The organism is Halomonas kalidii, from assembly GCF_030010475.1.
GTDB classification, from domain to species: Bacteria; Pseudomonadota; Gammaproteobacteria; order Pseudomonadales; family Halomonadaceae; genus Halomonas; species Halomonas heilongjiangensis.
Genome location: NZ_JASCQN010000025.1, coordinates 171,343 through 191,258 on the forward strand (window position 1 = coordinate 171,343; position 19,916 = coordinate 191,258).

Genomic DNA, 19,916 nt, shown 5'->3' on the forward strand with positions numbered 1-19,916 from the left:
TTAGGAACCTAGACCTTCCCAAGATGGGAAGGTCAAGGGGCGGGGGCCGGTTTTTTATAGGGGGGGGCGACGGAGGGCGGCGTGGATGTCCGGCTCGTCCAGGGCGGCGTCGAGGGTCGAGGACAGACGCTCGATGAGCCGATCGATATCCTCGGGGGAGCAGCACAACGGTGGCGCGAAGCCCAGGATGTCGTCGGCGAAGGCGCGGAAGATCAGTCCCCGTTCCCGGGCCAGGGTGAGCAGCCGGTCGGCCAGGCGCAGCGAGGGATGGGGTTTGGTCTTGCGCGCCTTGTCGGTGACCAGCTCCAGGGCACCCAGCAGGCCCCGTCCGCGGGATTCACCCACCAGCGGGTGGTCTTCCAGTTCGCGCAGGCGTTGCTGGAAGTACTTGCCCACCCGCTGTCCGTTGGCCAGCAGGCCGCCTTCTTCGTAGAGCCGCAGTACCTCCAGGCCCACCGCGCAGCTCACCGGGTGGCCGGAGTAGGTGAAGCCGTGCCCGACCGGCTTGCCCGCGGGGGCGTTGTCGGCAATACCCCGGTAGATGCCCTCGCTGAGTACCACTGCGCCCAGTGGGGCATAGCCGGACGTCAGGCCCTTGGCCATGGTCATGAGGTCGGGGACCACGCCTTCGTCTTCCAGGGCGAAGAGCGGGCCGGTGCGGCCGAAGCCGGTGATCACCTCGTCCACCACCAGCAGGACGCCGTATTCACGGCAGACCTGGTGCATGGCCTTCAGCCAGCCTCGGGGCGGAACGATGATGCCGCCCGAGCCCTGGATGGGCTCACAGAAGAAGGCCGCCACGTTTTCCGCGCCCAGTCGCTCGATGGTGGCCCGCAGTGTCTTCACGGACTCCGCGATGATGGCTTCCTCGGATGGCCCGGCGGGGTGGCGGTAAGGATAGGGAGAGGGGATATGGTGCTGGAACGGTGAGGGTCCGTCGAAGTCGTCATGGAACACCGGCAGGGCGGTCAGCCCCGAGCCGATGCTGGTCGATCCATGGTAGCCGCGTTCCAGGGCGATGAAGTGCTTGCGCTGCGGTGCGCCGGTGACGTTGTGGTAGTAACGGATGAAGCGCACGGCACTGTCGACGGCGTCCGAGCCGCCGAGGGTGAAGTAGACATGGTCGAGATCACCCGGGGTGCGCCGCGCGATGGCCTCGGCGAAACGGATGGCTGGTTCGCTGGCATAGTGGAAATAGCCGGTGGCATAGGGCAGTTGGCGCATCTGCCGGGCCGCCGCCTCGACCACGCTGTCGTGGCCGTAGCCGATGTTGACGCACCACAGGCCGGCGAAGCCGTCGAGGTACTCACGCCCCTCGCTGTCGCGTAGATAGGCGCCATTGCCGGATTCGAGGATCATTGCTCCCCGCCGCTCGTGCTCGCTCCAGGAGACCACCGGATGCACCAGGTGCGCGCGATCCAGCCCCTCTAGATAGTCGTTTTCCATGCTGTGCTTTCCCCGTGACTGCCTGTGCCCAGGCTGTGCTTTGACACCATCATCGATGGTTTACAAAATATTGTTTACAACATACCTTAGTCAATATATCTTTTACACTATGATGGTGCAAGAATCAGGAGAGTGATGGGCGGGACGCCCGCTGGTGAGTCCGTGGCGACGCGCTACATGGCAACAACAACAAGCATGAGGGCTAAGCAATAATGAGCATTCGAAACTGTTTGAAGGTGGCTCCCCCCTTTCTCAAAGGGGCGGTGGTCGCTGCCATGATCGGTCCGATGGCCGCTTCCGCCTTGGCAGCCTCCGACGGGAAGGTTGTCTTCGGCGAGCTCTTCACCCCGGCGTCGGGATGGGCGCTGGAGACCATCGATTCCTACGTGCTGTCGCGGGCCGGCTGCCTGGAATCGCTCACGTACATGGACTACGACGCCTCGATACAGCCGGCGCTGGCCGAGTCCTGGGAACAGGTGTCGCCGACAGAGTGGGAGTTCCAGTTGCGTGAGGGAGTGGCATTTCAAGATGGCACCGCCTTGACGCCGCAAGTGGTCAGCGATTCGCTCAACCGAGTGTTGAACGCATCGTCTCCGCCGCGAAGCTTCAATCCCGGTGTGATCGACTCCGTGGAACCGGCCGGTGAGCGTGCCGTGCGTATTACCACCAACGCGCCGGACGTCTTCGTGCCCAACCGTCTGGCCAGCACTGAAACCGGTATCCTCGCACCAGCGGCGTTCGACGACGATCGCATCAACCCGGTAGGGCACTGCACCGGGCCGTTCGAGATCGTTCGCGAGATTCCCCGCCAGGGCCTGGAACTCAAGCGCAACGACGACTATTGGGGCGGCGAGGTGCAACTGGCCGAAGCGGAGGTGCGCTACATCCCCGACGGGAAGGTGCGTTCCGTGATGGTGGAAACCGGCGAGATTCATATCGCTCGCCAGATGCCGTCATCGGCGTTGGCACAATTGGAGCGTTCGGAGACGGTGGAGGTGAAGACCATCGAGGCGCCGCGGACCACCTCGCTCTATCTCAACAATCGTGTCGCACCACTGGACAACATGAAGGTTCGTCAGGCGATTCAGAGCGCCATCGACCTGACAGGTATCGCCGAGGCGGTCTATGAAGGCTCGGTCAACCCGGCAGCGGGGCAGTTCTCCCCGAGCACGCCCTGGGCGCCGGAGAATGCCGCCCCCATGCCTCAGGACCTCGAGCGGGCTCGTCAGCTGCTGGCGGAGTCGGGTGTGCCGGCAAGCGAGCTGCAGTTCGAGCTTCTGGCCTATGTGGAGCGACCGGTACTGGCCGACCTCGCCGCCGTCATACAGTTCCAGCTTCAGCAGCTGGGGATGAACGTAGACATCCGGGTCTCGGAATATGGCGCGATCGAACCACAGCTGCTTGCGGGTGATTTCGACATGGTTTTGATGTCGCGAGGTTACCTGACCGATGTGGGGGATCCGGTCGGCATGCTGGTCGCGGACTACAGTTGTGACGGTGGTTACAACCTGGCCGGGTTCTGCGATCCCGAAGTGGATGCCCAGTTGGAACGAGCGAGCGCCATGGTGAATCCCGAGGAGCGTAACGTCATCTACCGGGATCTCGCGGCACGCCTGCAAGAGGAGGCGGTGAATGTGTTCCTGATCCACGAGACCATCAGCGAGGCGGTCGCCAAGAACGTGGAGAACTACCAGGTGCATGCCTACGAGCGCACCGCCTTGCACAAGGACCTGAAGCTCAACTCCCAGTAGTGACACTCCTGGAGGGAAACGCTGGCGAGCACGGCATGTCGGCGTTTCCCGAACCACTGTGCCGCGCTGAAGTGCGGGGTTCATTCGATCATTGGGAGGGCTGACAGAATGCCTATTTTCATATTGCGCCGACTCGCGGTGCTTGCACTGGCGCTGCTGGTCGTATCGTTTCTGGTCTTCCTGATTCCCTACATAGGAGACACGGATCCGGTACGGGCACTGGCCAGGGCGCGCTTCGGTCGCCTGGATCTGGATGCGTCCGCCATCGAGGCGCTGCGCATCGAATTGGGAATGCACAAGCCGCTGCTGGTGCAGTACCTGGACTGGCTGGGGAAAGCCGTCACCGGCGATTTTGGCAACTCGTACATGAGTCGTGAGCCGGTCATCGAGCAGGTCTGGTCGGCTCTCAAGGTGTCCATCGTGCTGACGCTGGCGGCGCTGGGCTTCGCCTTTGCCGTGGCCGTTCCTGTCGGCAGCATCGCTGCCCTGCGGCAAGGCGGCTCTTTCGACACTACGGTCAAATCGCTTAGCCAGGCGTTTGTGGCGGTACCCGAGTACTGGCTCGCCCCCATGAGCATCCTGGTCTTCGCCCTCTATCTGGGATGGTTGCCGTCGGCAGGCTGGCGGGGGCCTGAGTCGGTGATCCTGCCGGCCCTGGCCCTGTCGCTGCGTCCCATGGGCTATTTCACCCAGGTCATGCGGGCGTCGATGACCGACGTGCTCAATTCACCTCATATCGTGGCGGCGCACAGCCGCGGCCTGAGCGTCCGGCGCACGCTGATCGCCCATGGCCTGCGCAATGCCCTGCTGCCCGTGATCACGCTGTTCTCCATGTGGATGGCCGGGCTGCTGGGCGGTGCGGTCGTCATCGAGGTCATCTTCGCGGTGCCTGGCATGGGGCGGTTGGTCTATTCGGCGATCGTCAATGGCGACCTCCCGGTCCTTCAGGCAGGTCTGGTCGCTATCGTCACCTTTGCCGTGCTGATCAATACGCTCACGGACCTGGCCTACACCGTTCTCAACCCGGTAGTGAGGTTCGACAATGCCGCAGCTTGATACCCCAATGTCCCCGGACAGTGTGCAGGGCCTGAGGTCCAGAATGGGCAACGTCCACATGGCGTGGTCCTTCCTCGTCCACCTCTCCCGGTACAACCGTACGCTGTTGCTGGCCAGCATCGTGTTTGCCACGGTGATCGCCCTGTTGCTTCTCACGCCCTGGCTGGCTCCGCACGACCCTTCGAGCATGACACTCTCGGGTCGCTTCTCGGGCCCCAGTGCAGAACACTGGCTGGGGCTCGACCACCTGGGCCGGGACGTCTTCAGCCGTCTGCTCTACGGCGGTCAGTTCTCGGTCTCCATTACGGCCATCACCCTGGTGATCTCGGCCGTCGTTGGAACCTTGCTGGGCGTGATCAGTGCCCGGGTCGGTGGTGCCGTGGACGAATTCCTGATGCGCCTCGTGGATCTGATGATCTCGTTTCCGGATGTGCTGGTGGCACTGTTCCTGGTCGCCATCCTGGGGCCGGGCTATGGCACGCTGATCCTGGCGCTTACCCTGACCGGCTGGACGCCGTTTGCCCGCATGACGCGCGGGTTGGCCCTGGAGATCAACTCCAAGGATTATATCCGGGCAGCGGAGATACTCGGCTGTTCTCGAACCTTCATTATTGTGTACCACGTGATTCCCAATGTCCTGAGGCCGCTCGCCACGATTGCGTTCCTGCGCTTCGGACACAAGTTGATCACGGTGGGAAGCCTCTCCTTCCTGGGGCTCGGGGTGCAGCCGCCCGACACGGATTGGGCCGCGATGCTTGCGGAGGCGCTGCCCTACCTGGATCGTGCCCCCGCCCTGGTGTTGATTCCCGGTCTGGCGATCTTCATTACCGCGCTGAGTGTCACCCTGATCGGGCAAGGCCTGGAGGCGCATATGGATGCAAAAATGAAGTGGCGCCATGATGACAAGTGATTGATATTTCACTGATGATAAGGAGGAGTGCGCCATGATGAAGCTGCATGTGGGACCAAAACCCGTCGTTCGCTTGACCATGTCGAGCATGGTCACCGAACAGATTCGCGATGCCATCCTGTCCGGCGTCTATCCGCCGGGCATGCAGTTGAACGAAAAGCTGGTCGCCGAAAGCTGTGGCGTCAGTCGCGGGCCGGTCAGGGAGGCCATCCAACGCCTTCTCCAGGAGGGCTTACTGGTCAGTGTGCCGCACCGGGGGGTTTTCGTACTGGAACTCACGGAAGACGATCTCGAGGACATCTATTTCACCCGTGATGCGGTGGAGCGCGCGGCATTGCGGCGTATCGTCCATTCCGGTCGCGGAGAGGAGCTTTCCGGCCGGCTCATGGCGATCGTGGAGTCCATGAGACAAGCCGTCGAGCAGGAGGAGTGGACCGAAGTCGCTGCCTTGGATATCCGTTTCCACTCCGAGCTGGTGAATGCCGCCGGCAGTCAGCGGCTGTCCCGCCTGTATGCCACGCTGATGGCGGAAATGGGGCTCTGCATCAATCACTTGATCGGAGTATATCGCGGACGTGGGCGGTTGATCGAAGAGCATGAGCTCTTGACGAACCTGATAGCGAGCGGTGACGCTGAGCAACTCGAAAAAGCCATGGCCGAGCATCTTCAGGAGCCGGTCGAAACCATCTGCAAAGCCTGGGAAAAGGCGAGACAAGCGTCCGCGCAAACGGCCGTCACAGACAGGTAGGGGCAGGAGCCGAGTCGGCATAGTAGATGTCGAATAGGCGTGGCTAGCCACAATCACCCGCATAATCACAACTCAGAGGGGTTCCAGGATGCTTGCCAATCAAACAACTATGCAGCATCAGTTACGACCGGAGGTGTGTACCCCGGTTCTCGAAGTCGAACATCTCACAGTCGGTGTTCCTGGCGTCGGCGCCATCATCAATGATCTGAACTTGACGATTCAGCGCGGTGAGGTCCTGGCCCTGGTAGGCGAATCCGGCTCTGGCAAGAGCATGACCGCGCGTAGCCTGATGCGCCTGATGCCCTCCGGCATCTCGATTCTCGAGGGATCGGTACGGGTTGGCGGGGAAGAGGTGCTCTCCCTGTCCGAGGACAGTTTCAATAAACTCCGCGGATCCAGGATCGCGATGCTGTTTCAGCAACCCCACGTGATGCTGGATCCGACCTGCACGGTCGGTGCCCAGGCTGGTGAGGCGCTGCATGTCCACCAGCATCTTTCCGCCGAAGAGGAGCACGAACGGGTCGTCCAGTTGTTCCGTGACGTGGGAATCCCGGAGCCCGAGGAACGGATGAAGTGCTATCCGCACCAGATGTCCGGGGGGATGGCGCAGCGCGTGATGATCGCCGCGGCACTGAGCGCCGAGCCCGACCTGCTCATCGCCGATGAACCCACGACCGCGCTGGACGTCACCGTTCAGGCGCAGATCCTCCAGCTCCTGGATCGCAAGCGCCGGGAGAACAATCTTTCCATCCTGCTGATCACCCATGACCTCTCCGTCGTTTCGGCGATCGCCGACCGGGTGGCCGTGATGTACTCGGGAGAGATCGTGGAGCAGGGCACGACTGACGAGATCCTGCACAGTCCCAAGCACCCCTACACCCAGTCGCTGATTCACTGCTCACTCCTTGAAGCGGACGAATCGGGGCAACTGTATGCCATTCCGGGAAATCCTCCGGAACTGCTGTCGAAGATTCCGGGGTGCCGGTTCCGTTCGCGCTGTCAGGTCGCCGAACAGTGGGGGCACCCCGAAGTCTGCTCGCGGGTCGCCCCTCCGATGGTCGAGCATGATGGCCCCGGCTGCTGTGCGCGGTGCTGGGTCGGGGCATCAGGTGACATCCAGGCCCAGGCCATCAGGATCTGTCAGTCCGACGTGGAGGGTAACCATGATGGCTGTTGAGACACGAACCGATCCCAGGGCGCCGATTCTCCGCATTGCGGACGCCGTAAAATACTATCCATTGCGTGGAGGCCTACTACGCCAGCGTCGGCAGGTGCGATCCGTGGATGGCATCAGCCTCTCGGTGGCTCCGGGCGAATCCCTGGGGCTGGTGGGCGAGTCGGGCTGCGGCAAGAGCACGCTGGCTCGGCTGATTCTTGGCATGTCGTCGCTGACATCGGGCCATATCGACATCGACGGTATCGACGTCTCGACGGCCGGGGGGAGCGAGCGCAAGCGTCTGCGGCGTACCGTTCAACTGGTATTCCAGGATCCTTTCAGTGCGCTGGATCCTCGCATGGCGATAGGGCGCAGCCTGTATGCTCCGCTGTCCCAGAACCGGATCGGGACCCGGCCCGAGAGGCTGCAGCGGATCATCCGGGCCTTGAACGATGTCGGCCTGGATCCGAGCTTCATCAACCGCTTCCCCAGCCAGTGCTCCGGCGGTCAGCTGCAGCGGGTGGTGATCGCGCGTGCCCTGCTGCTCGAGCCGCAGGTGCTGGTGTGCGACGAGCCGACGTCGGCGCTGGACTCTTCCATGCGATCCCAGATATTGAACCTCCTGGCATCGCTCAAGCAGCGCTACAACCTCACCCTGTTGGTCATCTCCCATGACCTGCGCGTGGTGCATTATCTCTGCGAGCGAGTGGCCGTGATGTATCTGGGGCGCATCGTGGAGGTTGCCGAGAGCGAGGAGCTGTTCGAGAATCCGCTGCATCCCTATACCCGCTCGTTGATCAATTCCTCCATGCTCGAGGAGAAGGGGCTCGATGGGTGCACCATGGCACGTGGCGAGCCGCCGAGCCCGCTCGCTCCGCCGCCGGGCTGCAGTTTCCATCCTCGCTGTCCGATTGCCAGGCCAGAGTGCAGCCGTGCCCTCCCGGAGCTGATCGCAACCAGTGATGGGCACCAGGTCCGCTGCCCCTACCACGCCGCCGATTCGCAGGAGAGTGCCCCCGCCAGTCGTGCACACATGGCGGCAGTGGGGTCCGGTTAGAGGCACCGATCATGTTCGAGCCGCTGCGCGACTGGCGATATCGCCGCCTGTTCTCGGCCCAGTGCATCGCGCTGCTGGGCACCGGCCTGACCACCATCGCCCTGGCACTGCTGGCCTTCGAGCTGGCGGAGGAGCGGGCGGGGGTGGTCATGGGCACGGCGTTGGCCATCAAGATGGGGGCCTATGTCGTCGTCGCACCGCTGGCTCAGGCCTTCGCCGAACGCTTGCCCCGGCGTATGGTGCTGATCCTGCTGGAGCTGCTGCGCGGGACCATAGTGCTTGCGCTGCCCTTCGTCACCGAGGTGTGGCAGATCTACGTGCTGATCTTCGTGCTGCAGTCGGCGTCGGCGGCTTTCACCCCGGCGTTGCAGGCCACGATTCCCGCTGTGCTGCGCGAGGAGCGGCTCTACGTCAAGGGGCTCTCGCTGACCCGGCTGGCGCATGACCTGGAAAACCTGATCAGTCCGCTGCTGGCGGCTTATCTGTTGACCCTGATGTCCTTCAACCTGCTGTTCCTGGGCACGGCCCTGGCACTGTTCGCTTCGGCCGTCATCATCGCGATGACGGCGCTTCCGCACTTCGAATGCGCTCGGGAGCGCGGCTTCGCGACCCGGGTGCTCCGCGGGGTGACGATCTTCCTCCATACCCCCAGCCTGAAGGGGCTCACGGCCATCCACTTCGCCATCGCCGCGGGCGGCGCCATGGTGGCGGTGAACACCGTGGTCTACGTGCAGAGCGTGCTGGGGCTGGGGCAGCGGGACGTGGCGCTGGTCATGGCCTGCTTCGGTGCCGGTTCCATGACCGTGGCGCTGCTGGTGCCCTACTTGCTCAAGCATATGGAAGACCGCACCATCATGCTGGTCGGCTGCATGGTCACGGTGCTCGCGCTGAGCCTCGGCGCGATCGTCCCGCAGTCCCTGTCGAGCCTGCTGTTGCTATGGCCTCTGCTGGGGGTGGCCCTGGGCGCGGGGGTGACCACCGCGGGGCGGGTGCTGATTCACTCGGCCAGGGAAGGTGACCGCCCCGCCGTCTTCGCGGCACACTTTTCCATTGCCCATGCGGCCTGGCTGGTGACCTACCCCGTTGCCGGCCTGGTGGGGGCCCGGTTCGGCCTGGACACGGCCTTCCTGGTGCTCGCCGTGCTGGCCGCGCTGGGCACCCTGCTGGCCATGCGCGCCTGGCCGGCCGGACTCGTGCTGACGGTGGAGCATGAGCATGTCGACTTATCCCCCGACGATCCGCACCTGGCGGATGCTCATGGCGGGCGCCACGTCCATCCTATCGTGATCGATGACCTGCATGGCACCTGGCCGACGGCAGGGGGCAGAGTGGAACGTCTGTAAAGGGCGTCGATCGTTGCTGTCTGGCCTCATGTCGCTGTGGCCCCGGCACGCCGAGTACTGAATCGTTGCCGGCAACTGTCATTTTCCTGGGCTAAGGAAAATGCTGGAATTCCTGCCATTCTCGCCAGCACTTTTGATATTTTTTCGTTGTTAGCTCCAGGAAAGCGGCAACAAATGCCGGAGCGTGCGCCGTATACTGATTTGCATATAGCGGATATCGGCGGACTGCTCGGTTTCGGCCGACGTTCGATTATCCTCACCTTCAAACAAGGTTCCTGCTGTGTCCCCATTGATAAAGTACATCCCAAGCGATGAGCATCTGCCATCCTCTGCTGACGTCGTTATCATTGGTGGTGGCATCGTCGGCGCAACTGCAGCCTATTTTCTGGCCAGACGGGGTCTTTCAGTCGCCCTGATCGAGAAGGGCTATGTCGGCTGCGAACAGTCGAGTCGCAACTGGGGCTGGTGCCGACAGCAGAACCGTGATGCCCGCGAATTGCCGCTCTCCGGTGCAGCCATGCGGCTATGGGGTGAACTGACGGCGGAGATTGGCACTGACCTCGGATTTCGCCGCTGCGGCCTCAAGTACGCGACCGATGATCCCAAGCAGCTCGCCGAATGGGAAGCCTGGCTAGAGACGGCGCGCCAGTTCGACATCAATACGAGGATACTGAGCCCCGCAGAGGCGACCTCCGCGATCCCGTCCGTGGGGCGGAAATGGCTGGGCGGCGTCCACTCCGTTGATGACGGCAAGGCGGAGCCCGCCATCGCGGCGCCGGGGATTGCCGAGGGGGCGCGCGCCCATGGCGCCAGCATCCACCAGAACTGCGCCGCCCACGGTCTCGATATTACCAATGGCGCGGTGACGGGCGTGATCACCGAAAAGGGGGTTATCCGGACCAATGCGGTCCTGTGTGCCGCCGGCGCCTGGGCATCGGCGTTCTGTCGGCGGCACGGGCTTCGCTTCCCCCAGGCGAGCGTGCGCCAGACCGCGCTGCGTACGCGCCCGGCGCCGAACATCGGGGACGTGATCTACACGCCGGATTGCGCGCTTACCCGCCGCCTCGATGGCAGTTATACGATGGCCATCAGTGGCAAGGCACGGCTTGAAATCACCCCCCAGGGCCTCCGCTATGGGAAGGCCTTCCTGCCCATGTTCATCAAGCGGTTGGGCGCCATGGAGTTCGGCATCGGCAAGTCCTTCATTCACGGCCCGGAAGGGTTGGCAGGCTGGGGTTCGGCTAAGCCCTCCGCGTTCGAGCGCATCCGTGTGCTCGATCCCGCGGCCATGCCCGAGGCCGTTGCCGAGATCCTGAAGCGGGTCAGAAAACGCTTCCCGGCGCTGGCGAACATCGAAGTGGCCGAGACCTGGGGGGGCTATGTGGATTGCACGCCCGATGCAGTGCCGGTGATCTCCGCCGTGGATGGGATGTCAGGCTTCTTCCTTGCAGCGGGTTGTTCCGGGCATGGGTTCGGCCTGGGGCCGGGGATCGGTCATTTGGCGGCTGACCTGGTCGCCAACGATACCCCCTGTGTCGATCCCAAGCCCTACAGCCTCTCGCGCTTGCTCGATGGCTCGAAGGTGGAGGTAGGCGCGATTTAACTCGGACTAACCGTGACCAGCGCTGCTTTATCGTCGGTGGCGCTTCACCTGCGCCGCGCCTTGAACAGGCTGCCACGCAGCGAAATGTAGAATCAGGAGAGTCAGCATGGTGGTTAATCAGGCTTCCGTGGAGAAAGCCACGCTTCAAACGATCGAAACCCCGTGTCTGATGCTTGATGCGGACCGCATGGACCGCAATGTCCAGCGTCTGAAATCCCATCTGGCTACCCTCGGGCCCAGGTTGCGGCCGCATCTGAAAACAGGGAAGTCGGTGGAGGTGGCCCGCCGGGTCATGATGAGCGAGGCAGGTCCGGCAACGGTTTCGACGTTGAAGGAGGCGGAGCAATTCGCCGCCGCCGGTGTGCGCGACATCATCTATGCCGTCGGCATCGCGCCCGGAAAATTGGGCCGAGTGCTGGCCTTGCGCGCCGCGGGTGTGGACCTTGCCGTCATTCTCGACAGTGTCGAACAAGCGCACTTGGTGGCCGACGCTTCTCGCGAATCGAACACGCGCATTCCGGCGCTGATTGAAATCGATTGCGACGGCCATCGTTCGGGCGTGTTGCCGGACGAAACCGAAAGACTGGTTGAGATCGGCCGCGTCCTCCTCGACGGGAGAGCTGAGTTGCGCGGGGTGCTCACCCATGCCGGCGGCAGCTATTCCGCTCGGGGCCAAGCAGCGCTCGAGCAGTGCGCCGAAGAGGAACGCGCGGGGGCGGTCAAGGCGGCGGAAGTCCTGCGTGAAGCAGGGTTGCCATGCCCTGTGGTCAGTGTGGGGTCCACGCCCACGGCACATTTCAGCCGGGACCTCACCGGTGTCACCGAAGTCAGGGCCGGCGTTTTCGTCCTCTTTGACCTGGTCATGGCCGGAATCGGCGTCTGCACGGTGGACGATATCGCCCTCTCGGTACTGACGACGGTTATCGGGCACCAGCCGGACAAGGGATGGATTCTCGTCGATGCGGGCTGGATGGCCATGTCACGGGATCGCGGCACCGCCAAACAGGATGTCGACCAGGGTTACGGTCTGGTCTGCGACATACACGGCAAGCCCTATGACGACCTGATCATGGCGGATGCCAATCAGGAGCACGGCGTCATCGCCCTGCGCCCCGGATCAGAGGGCACCCTTCCCGATCTGCCGATCGGCACCCGGCTCCGCATCCTGCCCAATCATGCCTGTGCCACCGGCGCCCAGCATGGCAGCTATCATGTGGTTCGCGAAGGTTCCGATGTCATTGAGACCGAATGGCCGCGATTTGGAGGCTGGTGATGAGCGATAGCAGCCCTTCCGATATTGTGACAGTCCTGACTGATCGGGCCCCTGCGCCGGCCGGCCACTATGTCCAGGCCACGGTCTGTGGCGGGATGGTCCATGTGTCGGGCCAGCTGCCGGTCCGTGCCGACGGCACCCAAGCTCCCGCGGCGCCTTTCGGCGATCAGGCACGGCAGGCGCTGGACAATCTGCTGGCGGTGATCAGGGCGGCCGGCAGTTCGCCGGAACGCCTTCTGAAGGTAACCGCGTATATTGTCGGCGTGGAGAACTGGCCGCAATTCAATTCGGTCTATGCCGAAGCTCTCGGCGACATCAAGCCGGCCCGGGCCGTGGTTCCCGTTCCCGAGCTGCATTATGGCTATCTGGTGGAAATCGATGCCGTCGCGGCAGTCGATTCGAAATAGATTTAAATAGTACCAACCTAAAGGGGACATTGAATTTATTCGCGCAGTCGCGGGAATAAAATCAGTGTCCCCTTTACGTTTCCGCTCAGATCGCCAGATGGCGTTCGACGAGCGCGACATGCAGGCGAATCCCGGTCGCCAGGACATCGTCGTTGAAATCGTAACGTGGATGGTGCAGCGGTACCTCCGCGTCGCCGCGACCCTGGCCCAACCAGATATAAGCGCCCTCGCATGCCTGCAGCATGAACGCGAAATCCTCCGAGGTGAAGGCCGGTTCCGGCGCGAGTTCGGCACGGGCAATGCTGGCGGCAGCGGCCAACGCCTCGTCGGCGGCAGCCGCATCATTGACCGTCGCCGGGTAGTAGCGATTGTAGGACACGGTCATGCGTGTGCCGCTGGCCAGGGCCACGCCCTCGACGACCTGCCGCAGGGCTTCCTCGATCCTGTCCTGCACCGCGATATCGAAGGTGCGGACAGTGCCGACAATGCGGACCGCAGCGGGAAGGACGTTGTGCGAACTTCCTCCTGCAATCTGGGTCACGGAGAGCACCGCCGTGGACATTGGCGGAATCCGGCGTGACACCACCCCGTTGAGCTGGGTGACGAGGTCGCTTGCCGCCAGGATCGCGTCCGGTGTCTGGTGTGGCATCGCGGCATGGCCGCCGCGCCCCTCAATCAGGATGTCGAACTTGTCGGCCGCCGCCATGATCGGCCCCGGCCGCGTCGACACCGTCCCGGCCGGAAGATCCGGCCAGTTGTGGAAGGCGAAAACCCGGTCGCAGGGAAACCGGTCGAACAGCCCGTCCTCGACCATGGCCCGGGCGCCACCGTGTCCTTCTTCGGCCGGCTGAAAAATGAAATGGACGGTACCGTCGAAGCGACGGGTACGCGCCAGCTGCTGGGCGGCGCCCAGCAGCATCGCCACATGCCCGTCATGACCGCAGCCATGGAAGATGCCCGGGTTGCGGCTGGCGTAGGGCAGGCCCGTCTCCTCATGGATAGGCAGCGCGTCCATGTCGGCGCGCAAGCCAATGGCGCGATCGGAATTGCCCACCTTCAGAGACGCGACGACACCGGTTCCACCGATACCCGTGTGCACCTCCAGCCCGAGCTGGCGCAAAGCCTCTTCAATCTTGTTCGCCGTGCGGTGCTCTTCGTAGGCCAGTTCGGGGTTGGCATGAATATCACGACGAAACGACACCAGCGGCGCCACCAGATCGTCGATTTCCGCTACTTTATCAGACATTATCCAGCCTCCGTGGGGCAGCTTCAGCCATGTCCCGGTACCTGACCCTGCCGGTTGCCGGAAAGGTCTCGAATGAGATAAGCGATCGACAGTGCTGCTGCAATTGCGCTGCATGCGCGTATGTGAAGAGGGAGACGAATGAATAATCCACCTATTCACTTTACTACACTATGAGAATCACTGCGCGAGATCACTGCCAATATACTGCGCGAGATTACCGTCAATATCCTGCCATTATCGAGTGCGCCCATGGCATTTTCTACCGTTAACCCTGTGAAAGCAGCAGCCCATGCCGCCTGGTGTGGAGTATGCTTACTGCCTATTAGCAACAACATATTGGCAACCGGAAGGAGACTCTGATGTCATCCGCGACCGCAGCAGTTCGAGTCCAGTATCGCCCCATGCTGGAAAGCGACATCCCGGCAGCGCACGCCCTTTCCCAGGCGGTGCACTGGCGGCACCGGCCGGACGACTGGCGGCTCCTGCACCGCCTCGGCGGCAGCTTCGTCGCCGAGTGTGGCGGTAGCGTGATCGGTACTGCGTTGTGGTGGCCTCATGGCGACGACCATGCGTCGCTCGGCATGGTCATCGTCTCGCCGGAGGCCCAGGGGCGGGGCATTGGGCGCGAGTTGATGAACCGGCTGCTCGAGGCGATCGGCGAGCGCAGCACCCTGCTCCACGCCACACCGGCCGGGCAGCCCCTCTACGAACGGCTCGGCTTCGAGGTGATCGGCAGGGTCCACCAGCACCAGGGTACGGTCGCGCACCGCGCGCCCGTCGCGCCGCCGCCGGGCACGTGCCTGCGGGCGGCTGAGGCGGGTGACGGCGCCGCGCTGGTGGAGCTGGCCTCTCGCGCCGCCGGCATGGCGCGTGCGCAGGTCGTGAACGAGCTGCTGTGCATCGCCGAAGGCGTCGTCATCGAGGACAGTGACGGCAATCCGGTCGGTTTCGGCATCCTGCGCAGCTTCGGGCAAGGTGACATCATCGGTCCGGTGGTCGCTCCCGATGCAGAGCACGCCCGCGCGCTGCTCAGCCACTTGGCAGCGACGCGCACCGGCTCCTTCGTGCGTATCGACATGTGCGATGAGCACGGGCTGGATTCCTTGCTGAGCGAGCTGGGGCTGGCCAATGTCGATACTCCGATCGTCATGGTGCGGGGTAAAGCCCCGCAGGCCGACCCCGGCATCCACCAGTTTGCCATCGCCAGCCAGGCGTTTTTCTGAGCCCTGTGAGGGAGGGCATGCACGCCTTCCTCGCGCGTACACGTGAACGGCACAACTGACACTGGCGGACAATTTACACTGATAGCTAATGAACGGCAGGGATGTGGAAACATGTCAGAGCGAACTAACGAAGCGGTGGAGGCACGGGCACCTGAGCTGGCACGGTTCACTTCCGCGCACCTGCAACAGGCGGTGGGGCTGTCGTCCGAGTTGGGTTGGCCCTACCGGCTGGAGGATTGGGCCTTCGCCCAAGGCCTGGGAGAGGGCTTCGTGCTCGAACGTGCTGGCAGGCTGATCGGTACGGCCATGCGGTGGCAGTATGGCCATGCATTCTCCACGCTCGGCATGATCATCGTCGCGAACGCGGCCCAGGGGCACGGATATGGCGCACGCCTTTTCGACGCACTTCTGGACGACACGGGAACGCAGACCCTCCTGCTCAATTCCACTCGGGAGGGGTTGGGGCTCTACGGTCGCCGCGGGTTCCTGCCCATTGGTGAGGTGCATCAGCATCAAGGTGTGCCCACGCGGGGATTGTCCTCCCCGGAGTTGGGCTGTGTCCGGGCCGCCGAGATCAGCGACCTGCCAGTGATCGTGGAGTTGGATAGCGAGACAGTTGGCATGCCGAGGGGCCGTCTCTTGCAGTGTCTGGCGCAGGCAGGGCGGCTGAGCGTCATTGTCCGCAACGGTGTCGTGACCGGCTACGCCGCCTGCCGGCGCTTCGGCCGCGGCCATGTGATTGGCCCCGTGGTGGCGGCGGATGTGTCGCACGCACAGGCCCTCATGGAGAACGCTATCTCCAAACTGCCGGACACCTTCATCAGGGTGGACATTCCGGCCGTCTCCGGCCTCGGTTCATGGCTGGAAACAAGAGGCTTGAAGCGTGTTGATACGGTGACGTCCATGGTGCGGGGAGAGGCACCGCGGCCTTCTGGAGAAGCCCGTTCGTTTGCACTTTGCAGCCAGTCATTGGGTTAGGAGCACTCCAAGTGAGCACCGTTACGTCACTTCACCACGGCTATCTGATCGCGATCGAGGCGGTGTCCTCCGAGACCGGCGATACAGTGAGGACCTTATGAAACTCGAGTCGTACTGGCTGGATACCGCCCCCACTTTCACCGGCGTCTCGAAGGAGCCGGTGGCGGGCAAGGCCGATGTGGTCATCGTGGGGGGCGGGCTCACCGGCGCTTCGGCCGCGCTGGCCCTGGCGAAGAAAGGCGCGCGCGTCGTGCTTTGCGAGGCGGAAACCGTGGGCAGCGCCGCTTCAGGCCGCAACGGCGGCATGTGCAACAATGGTTTCGCCCAGGACTACGCCGCCATGGCGGCAAAGCTGGGCGTCGAGACAGCCAACCGCCTCTATCACGCCTTCGATGCGGGGGTGGACACCGTGGAGCGGCTGGTGCGGGAAGAGGGCATCGACTGCAGCTTCGCCCGCACGGGCAAACTCAAGCTGGCCGCAAAACCCGAGCACTACGACAAGCTTGCCCGCACCCAGGAGTTACTCGCCGCCCAAGCGGATCCCGAGACGCGCATGGTGTCTCGAGGGGACCTGCCGGCTGAGGTGGGCTCGCAGCGCTACTACGGCGGCATGATCTTCGAGAAGAGCGCCGGCATGCATGTCGGACGCTACGTGACGGGCCTTGCGGAGGCCGCTGCCCGTCGCGGCGTGCAAATCCATCAGCACACCCCCGTCATGGGGCTGCGCCCGCTGCCAGGCGGGGGACACGAGGTCACCACGCCGCAAGGACGCATCACCGCGTCTCAGGTGCTGCTCGCCAGCGGCACTTCCCATGTGGGGCCGCTGGGCTGGATCCGACGCCGCATCGTGCCGGTGGGGGCCTTCATCATCGTGACCGAACCGCTTCCGGTCGAGGTGCTGGACCGGCTCCTGCCGACCCGGCGCATGACGGTGGACACCAAGAACCTGGTGAACTATTGCCGGGTGACCCCGGACAACCGCTTGCTTTATGGCGGTCGCGCCCGCTTCGCCGTCTCCAATCCGAAGTCGGATGCCGAGAGCGGTGCCATCCTGCGCAAATCCATGGTCGAGATGTTCCCGGAACTGGCCGACGTGCGGATCGATTATTGCTGGGGCGGCATGGTGGACATGACCCGCGATCGCCTGCCTCGGGCCGGTGAGCGCAACGGGATTTTCTATTCCATGGGTTACAGCGGCCACGGCACCCAGATGTCGACCTACATGGGGACGGTGATGGCCGAGGTGATGGACGGGCGTACCGAGCTCAACCCGTGGAAAGATTTCGACTGGCCGGCCATACCCGGTCACTTCGGCACCCCGTGGTTCTTGCCCATCGTGGGCGCCTATTACCGTCTCAAGGATCGATTCCAATGATCTCACCCATCGCACATCTCAGGAACGCAGACCGTCTCGATCACATGTTCATCGACGGCGAGTGGACCTTACCCAAACCCTTGACCCGAACCGGTGTTGTCGACCCCTCGACGGAGGAGTCCGTCGCCGAGATCGCCCTGGGCAGTAGCACGGACGTCGACACGGCGGTGGCCGCGGCGAAGCGCGCGTTCGCGGGCTGGTCCACCATCTCGCCCGAGCGCCGGGCCCAGTTCCTGGATCGCATCCACGCCCTGATCCTCGAACGGACGGAACTGTTCGCCCATGCCCTCTCGCTGGAAATGGGTGCGCCCATCGGCTACGCGCGCAGTACTCAGGTAAAGCTTGCGGCGGAGCACATCCGCGTGGCACGGGACAATCTGGCCACCTATCCCTTCATCACCCATCGCGGCACCACGGCCATCCTGCGCGAGCCGATCGGCGTGTGCGGCCTGATCACCCCCTGGAACTGGCCGCTCTACCAGATCACCGCCAAGGTGGGCCCTGCCCTGGCAGCGGGATGTGCGGTCGTGCTCAAGCCAAGTGAGCTGTCGCCCCTGAGCGCCTTGCTCTTCGCGGAGGTGGTGCAGGACGCCGGCATTCCGGCGGGTGTCTTCAACCTCCTGAACGGTGATGGCCCCGGGGTCGGCGCGGCCCTGTCGGCCCATCCCGACGTGGACATGATCTCGCTGACCGGCTCGACCAGGGCCGGTGTCCTGGTGAGCCAAGCGGCCGCCCCGACGGTGAAACGGGTGGCCTTGGAACTCGGGGGCAAGTCGCCCAACATCATCCTGCCGGATGCGGACCTGGGCCGTGCCATCGCCCCCGGCGTGGCGGCCGCGTTCCGCAACCTCGGGCAGTCCTGCAGCGCGCCGACGCGCATGATCGTGCCCCGCCAGCAGCTCCAGGAGGTCGAGCGTCTCGCCTGCGCCGCGGTATCCGAGATGGTCGTCGGCGATCCGCGCTCAGAGCAGTCGACCCATGGCCCCGTGGCGAACCGCGCCCAGTTCGAGCGGGTGCAGGAGATGATCGCCGTGGGGATCGCCGAGGGCGCACGGCTCGTCTGTGGCGGCCCTGACCGACCCGAGGGTCTGACCCGGGGCTTCTACGTCCGCCCCACCGTCTTCTCCGACGTGCAGTCCCACATGAGGATCGCTCAGGAGGAGATTTTCGGACCGGTCCTCTGTGTCATTCCCTACGACACTATCGATGAGGCCGTGGCGATTGCCAACGATTCCATCTACGGCCTCGGCGCCCACGTCCAGGGCGGGGATCTCGAAGCGGCACGGTCAGTGGCGGCGCGGATCCGCTCCGGGCAGGTCCACCTCAACTACCCGGCCTGGGACCCCAACGCCCCCTTCGGCGGGTACAAGCGTTCGGGAAATGGCCGCGAATACGGCATCGAGGGCATGGAAGAGTATCTGGAGACGAAAGCCGTCATCGGGTACCAGTAGGCTGACGGACCACGACAGCCGCGGCGCAAGGCCATTCACCAACGACATCATCCTCACTTGTGATCGAGCTCAGGAGCCATCATGACGTCAGCCGTAATTCTCAATCGCGCCGACGGCGCCCCCCTCGGCACCGCATTCCGCAAGACCCCATTCGGGGAGGCGGATCCCTTCGCGCAGCACCGTGAAATCGCCTGGGACGGCGCAGACGCCATGGCCGCAGGCCGTGTCAGCTTCGCTGGAGAGCTCAAGGTATCGAGCTTCCCGCACACCGAAACCATGGTGGTCGTCGAGGGCGAGCTGACGCTGACCGAAGCCGGGGCGGAGCCGTTGGTCGTCGGTCCCGGGTGGGGGGTCGTCGTGGGACGCGGAACCGAGGTTCAGATCCAGGCCCAGCCTGGCACCCGCTTCGTGTTTTGCACGGCGGCCGGGGGTGCTTCGCCCATGCCTGGCCTCACCTCGCTCAGCCCGGACGCCAACTTCAAGCCGTCCGCGACCCTGCCGGCGGAAGTCCTGCTTGGCCCGGCCCCGGAATGCCGTAGCGATAACGTCTTTACCGACGACCAGACGCAGACTCTCGCCGGCACGTGGGATTCCACCGGTTATCACCGGATCATTCGACCTCAGGGCAAGAATGAGTTCATGTATCTGGTCGCTGGCAGTGTGAAGTTTGCCCTCCCCGATGGCGGCGCGCTGACGGTGAACGCCGGCGAATCGCTCTTCGTGCCCAAGGGCACCCCCATCGGATGGGAAAGCACCGAGCGCGTAGCGAAGTTCTACGTCGTCCAAGCCGTCCAAGACTGAGACGAGGTGCGCCGAAGAAGATTTGACATATCCTGCCGCCGCGGCCTGTAAACCAGTCATTTTATTTTCGGCGCCTCGGTGTACGCTCAAAG

17 protein-coding genes are annotated in these 19,916 nt (G+C 63.8%); 15 read left to right on the top strand and 2 right to left on the bottom strand.

Annotated features, from left to right (window positions below):
* Window positions 1-54: 54 nt before the first annotated feature.
* Complete coding sequence (locus tag QLQ85_RS05460) at window positions 55-1,446, bottom strand: aminotransferase class III-fold pyridoxal phosphate-dependent enzyme (RefSeq protein ID WP_282738059.1); 1,392 nt, start codon at window positions 1,444-1,446, stop codon at window positions 55-57.
* 212 nt (window positions 1,447-1,658) lie between these two features.
* On the opposite strand from QLQ85_RS05460, the gene QLQ85_RS05465 reads away from it, so the two are divergent.
* From QLQ85_RS05465 to QLQ85_RS05510, 10 genes are all read left to right on the top strand, one after another.
* Window positions 1,659-3,197 carry an ABC transporter substrate-binding protein gene (locus QLQ85_RS05465; protein WP_282738060.1) on the top strand — a complete coding sequence of 513 codons (1,539 nt, stop codon included), beginning with the start codon at window positions 1,659-1,661 and terminating at the stop codon, window positions 3,195-3,197.
* A 108-nt stretch (window positions 3,198-3,305) separates the two neighbouring features.
* Window positions 3,306-4,253 (top strand): ABC transporter permease, encoded by a 948-nt coding sequence (locus tag QLQ85_RS05470; RefSeq protein ID WP_282738061.1) that lies wholly within the window; start codon window positions 3,306-3,308, stop codon window positions 4,251-4,253.
* A gap of 43 nt (window positions 4,254-4,296) precedes the next feature.
* Window positions 4,297-5,163, top strand: coding sequence for an ABC transporter permease (locus QLQ85_RS05475; protein ID WP_282738062.1), 867 nt, complete (start codon window positions 4,297-4,299; stop codon window positions 5,161-5,163).
* A gap of 34 nt (window positions 5,164-5,197) precedes the next feature.
* The gene (locus QLQ85_RS05480) at window positions 5,198-5,911 is read left to right on the top strand and encodes a GntR family transcriptional regulator (protein ID WP_282738063.1); all 714 of its coding nucleotides are present in this window, start codon (window positions 5,198-5,200) and stop codon (window positions 5,909-5,911) included.
* A gap of 88 nt (window positions 5,912-5,999) precedes the next feature.
* Window positions 6,000-7,088, top strand: coding sequence for an ABC transporter ATP-binding protein (locus QLQ85_RS05485; RefSeq protein ID WP_282738064.1), 1,089 nt, complete (start codon window positions 6,000-6,002; stop codon window positions 7,086-7,088).
* 103 nt (window positions 7,089-7,191) lie between these two features.
* On the top strand, window positions 7,192-8,124 hold the full coding sequence (locus QLQ85_RS05490; RefSeq protein ID WP_282738065.1) for an oligopeptide/dipeptide ABC transporter ATP-binding protein: 933 nt from the start codon (window positions 7,192-7,194) through the stop codon (window positions 8,122-8,124).
* Window positions 8,125-8,135: 11 nt separating this feature from the next.
* The gene (locus tag QLQ85_RS05495) at window positions 8,136-9,467 is read left to right on the top strand and encodes an MFS transporter (protein WP_282738066.1); all 1,332 of its coding nucleotides are present in this window, start codon (window positions 8,136-8,138) and stop codon (window positions 9,465-9,467) included.
* Window positions 9,468-9,747: 280 nt separating this feature from the next.
* Window positions 9,748-11,070 carry an NAD(P)/FAD-dependent oxidoreductase gene (locus QLQ85_RS05500; protein WP_282738067.1) on the top strand — a complete coding sequence of 441 codons (1,323 nt, stop codon included), beginning with the start codon at window positions 9,748-9,750 and terminating at the stop codon, window positions 11,068-11,070.
* A 106-nt stretch (window positions 11,071-11,176) separates the two neighbouring features.
* Window positions 11,177-12,343: a DSD1 family PLP-dependent enzyme gene (locus tag QLQ85_RS05505; RefSeq protein ID WP_282738068.1), complete on the top strand. Its 1,167-nt coding sequence runs from the start codon at window positions 11,177-11,179 to the stop codon at window positions 12,341-12,343.
* Window positions 12,343-12,750 (top strand): RidA family protein, encoded by a 408-nt coding sequence (locus tag QLQ85_RS05510; RefSeq protein ID WP_282738069.1) that lies wholly within the window; start codon window positions 12,343-12,345, stop codon window positions 12,748-12,750. Before QLQ85_RS05505 ends, QLQ85_RS05510 begins: the two co-directional genes overlap by 1 nt.
* Window positions 12,751-12,835: 85 nt before the next feature.
* Here QLQ85_RS05510 and QLQ85_RS05515 read toward each other — a convergent pair whose 3' ends face one another.
* Window positions 12,836-13,996: a M20 aminoacylase family protein gene (locus QLQ85_RS05515; protein ID WP_282738070.1), complete on the bottom strand. Its 1,161-nt coding sequence runs from the start codon at window positions 13,994-13,996 to the stop codon at window positions 12,836-12,838.
* Between the two features lie 359 nt (window positions 13,997-14,355).
* On the opposite strand from QLQ85_RS05515, the gene QLQ85_RS05520 reads away from it, so the two are divergent.
* The 5 genes from QLQ85_RS05520 to QLQ85_RS05540 all read left to right on the top strand — a co-directional run bounded on the left by QLQ85_RS05520 (window position 14,356) and on the right by QLQ85_RS05540 (window position 19,824).
* On the top strand, window positions 14,356-15,219 hold the full coding sequence (locus tag QLQ85_RS05520; protein WP_282738071.1) for a GNAT family N-acetyltransferase: 864 nt from the start codon (window positions 14,356-14,358) through the stop codon (window positions 15,217-15,219).
* Between the two features lie 111 nt (window positions 15,220-15,330).
* Window positions 15,331-16,197: a GNAT family N-acetyltransferase gene (locus tag QLQ85_RS05525; protein ID WP_282738072.1), complete on the top strand. Its 867-nt coding sequence runs from the start codon at window positions 15,331-15,333 to the stop codon at window positions 16,195-16,197.
* 97 nt (window positions 16,198-16,294) lie between these two features.
* Window positions 16,295-17,572, top strand: a complete 1,278-nt coding sequence (locus QLQ85_RS05530; RefSeq protein ID WP_282738073.1) for an NAD(P)/FAD-dependent oxidoreductase — start codon at window positions 16,295-16,297, stop codon at window positions 17,570-17,572.
* Window positions 17,569-19,023: an aldehyde dehydrogenase family protein gene (locus QLQ85_RS05535; protein ID WP_282738074.1), complete on the top strand. Its 1,455-nt coding sequence runs from the start codon at window positions 17,569-17,571 to the stop codon at window positions 19,021-19,023. Before QLQ85_RS05530 ends, QLQ85_RS05535 begins: the two co-directional genes overlap by 4 nt.
* 81 nt (window positions 19,024-19,104) lie before the next feature.
* Window positions 19,105-19,824 (top strand): cupin domain-containing protein, encoded by a 720-nt coding sequence (locus QLQ85_RS05540; protein WP_282738075.1) that lies wholly within the window; start codon window positions 19,105-19,107, stop codon window positions 19,822-19,824.
* Window positions 19,825-19,916 lie beyond the last annotated feature (92 nt).

Coding starts and splice junctions, on each gene's coding strand:
- QLQ85_RS05460 (WP_282738059.1), bottom strand. CDS start 1,446: ATGGAAAACGACTATCTAGAGGGGCTGGATCGCGCGCACCTGGTGCAT.
- QLQ85_RS05465 (WP_282738060.1), top strand. CDS start 1,659: ATGAGCATTCGAAACTGTTTGAAGGTGGCTCCCCCCTTTCTCAAAGGG.
- QLQ85_RS05470 (WP_282738061.1), top strand. CDS start 3,306: ATGCCTATTTTCATATTGCGCCGACTCGCGGTGCTTGCACTGGCGCTG.
- QLQ85_RS05475 (WP_282738062.1), top strand. CDS start 4,297: ATGGGCAACGTCCACATGGCGTGGTCCTTCCTCGTCCACCTCTCCCGG.
- QLQ85_RS05480 (WP_282738063.1), top strand. CDS start 5,198: ATGATGAAGCTGCATGTGGGACCAAAACCCGTCGTTCGCTTGACCATG.
- QLQ85_RS05485 (WP_282738064.1), top strand. CDS start 6,000: ATGCTTGCCAATCAAACAACTATGCAGCATCAGTTACGACCGGAGGTG.
- QLQ85_RS05495 (WP_282738066.1), top strand. CDS start 8,136: ATGTTCGAGCCGCTGCGCGACTGGCGATATCGCCGCCTGTTCTCGGCC.
- QLQ85_RS05505 (WP_282738068.1), top strand. CDS start 11,177: ATGGTGGTTAATCAGGCTTCCGTGGAGAAAGCCACGCTTCAAACGATC.
- QLQ85_RS05510 (WP_282738069.1), top strand. CDS start 12,343: ATGAGCGATAGCAGCCCTTCCGATATTGTGACAGTCCTGACTGATCGG.
- QLQ85_RS05515 (WP_282738070.1), bottom strand. CDS start 13,996: ATGTCTGATAAAGTAGCGGAAATCGACGATCTGGTGGCGCCGCTGGTG.
- QLQ85_RS05520 (WP_282738071.1), top strand. CDS start 14,356: ATGTCATCCGCGACCGCAGCAGTTCGAGTCCAGTATCGCCCCATGCTG.
- QLQ85_RS05525 (WP_282738072.1), top strand. CDS start 15,331: ATGTCAGAGCGAACTAACGAAGCGGTGGAGGCACGGGCACCTGAGCTG.
- QLQ85_RS05530 (WP_282738073.1), top strand. CDS start 16,295: ATGAAACTCGAGTCGTACTGGCTGGATACCGCCCCCACTTTCACCGGC.
- QLQ85_RS05535 (WP_282738074.1), top strand. CDS start 17,569: ATGATCTCACCCATCGCACATCTCAGGAACGCAGACCGTCTCGATCAC.
- QLQ85_RS05540 (WP_282738075.1), top strand. CDS start 19,105: ATGACGTCAGCCGTAATTCTCAATCGCGCCGACGGCGCCCCCCTCGGC.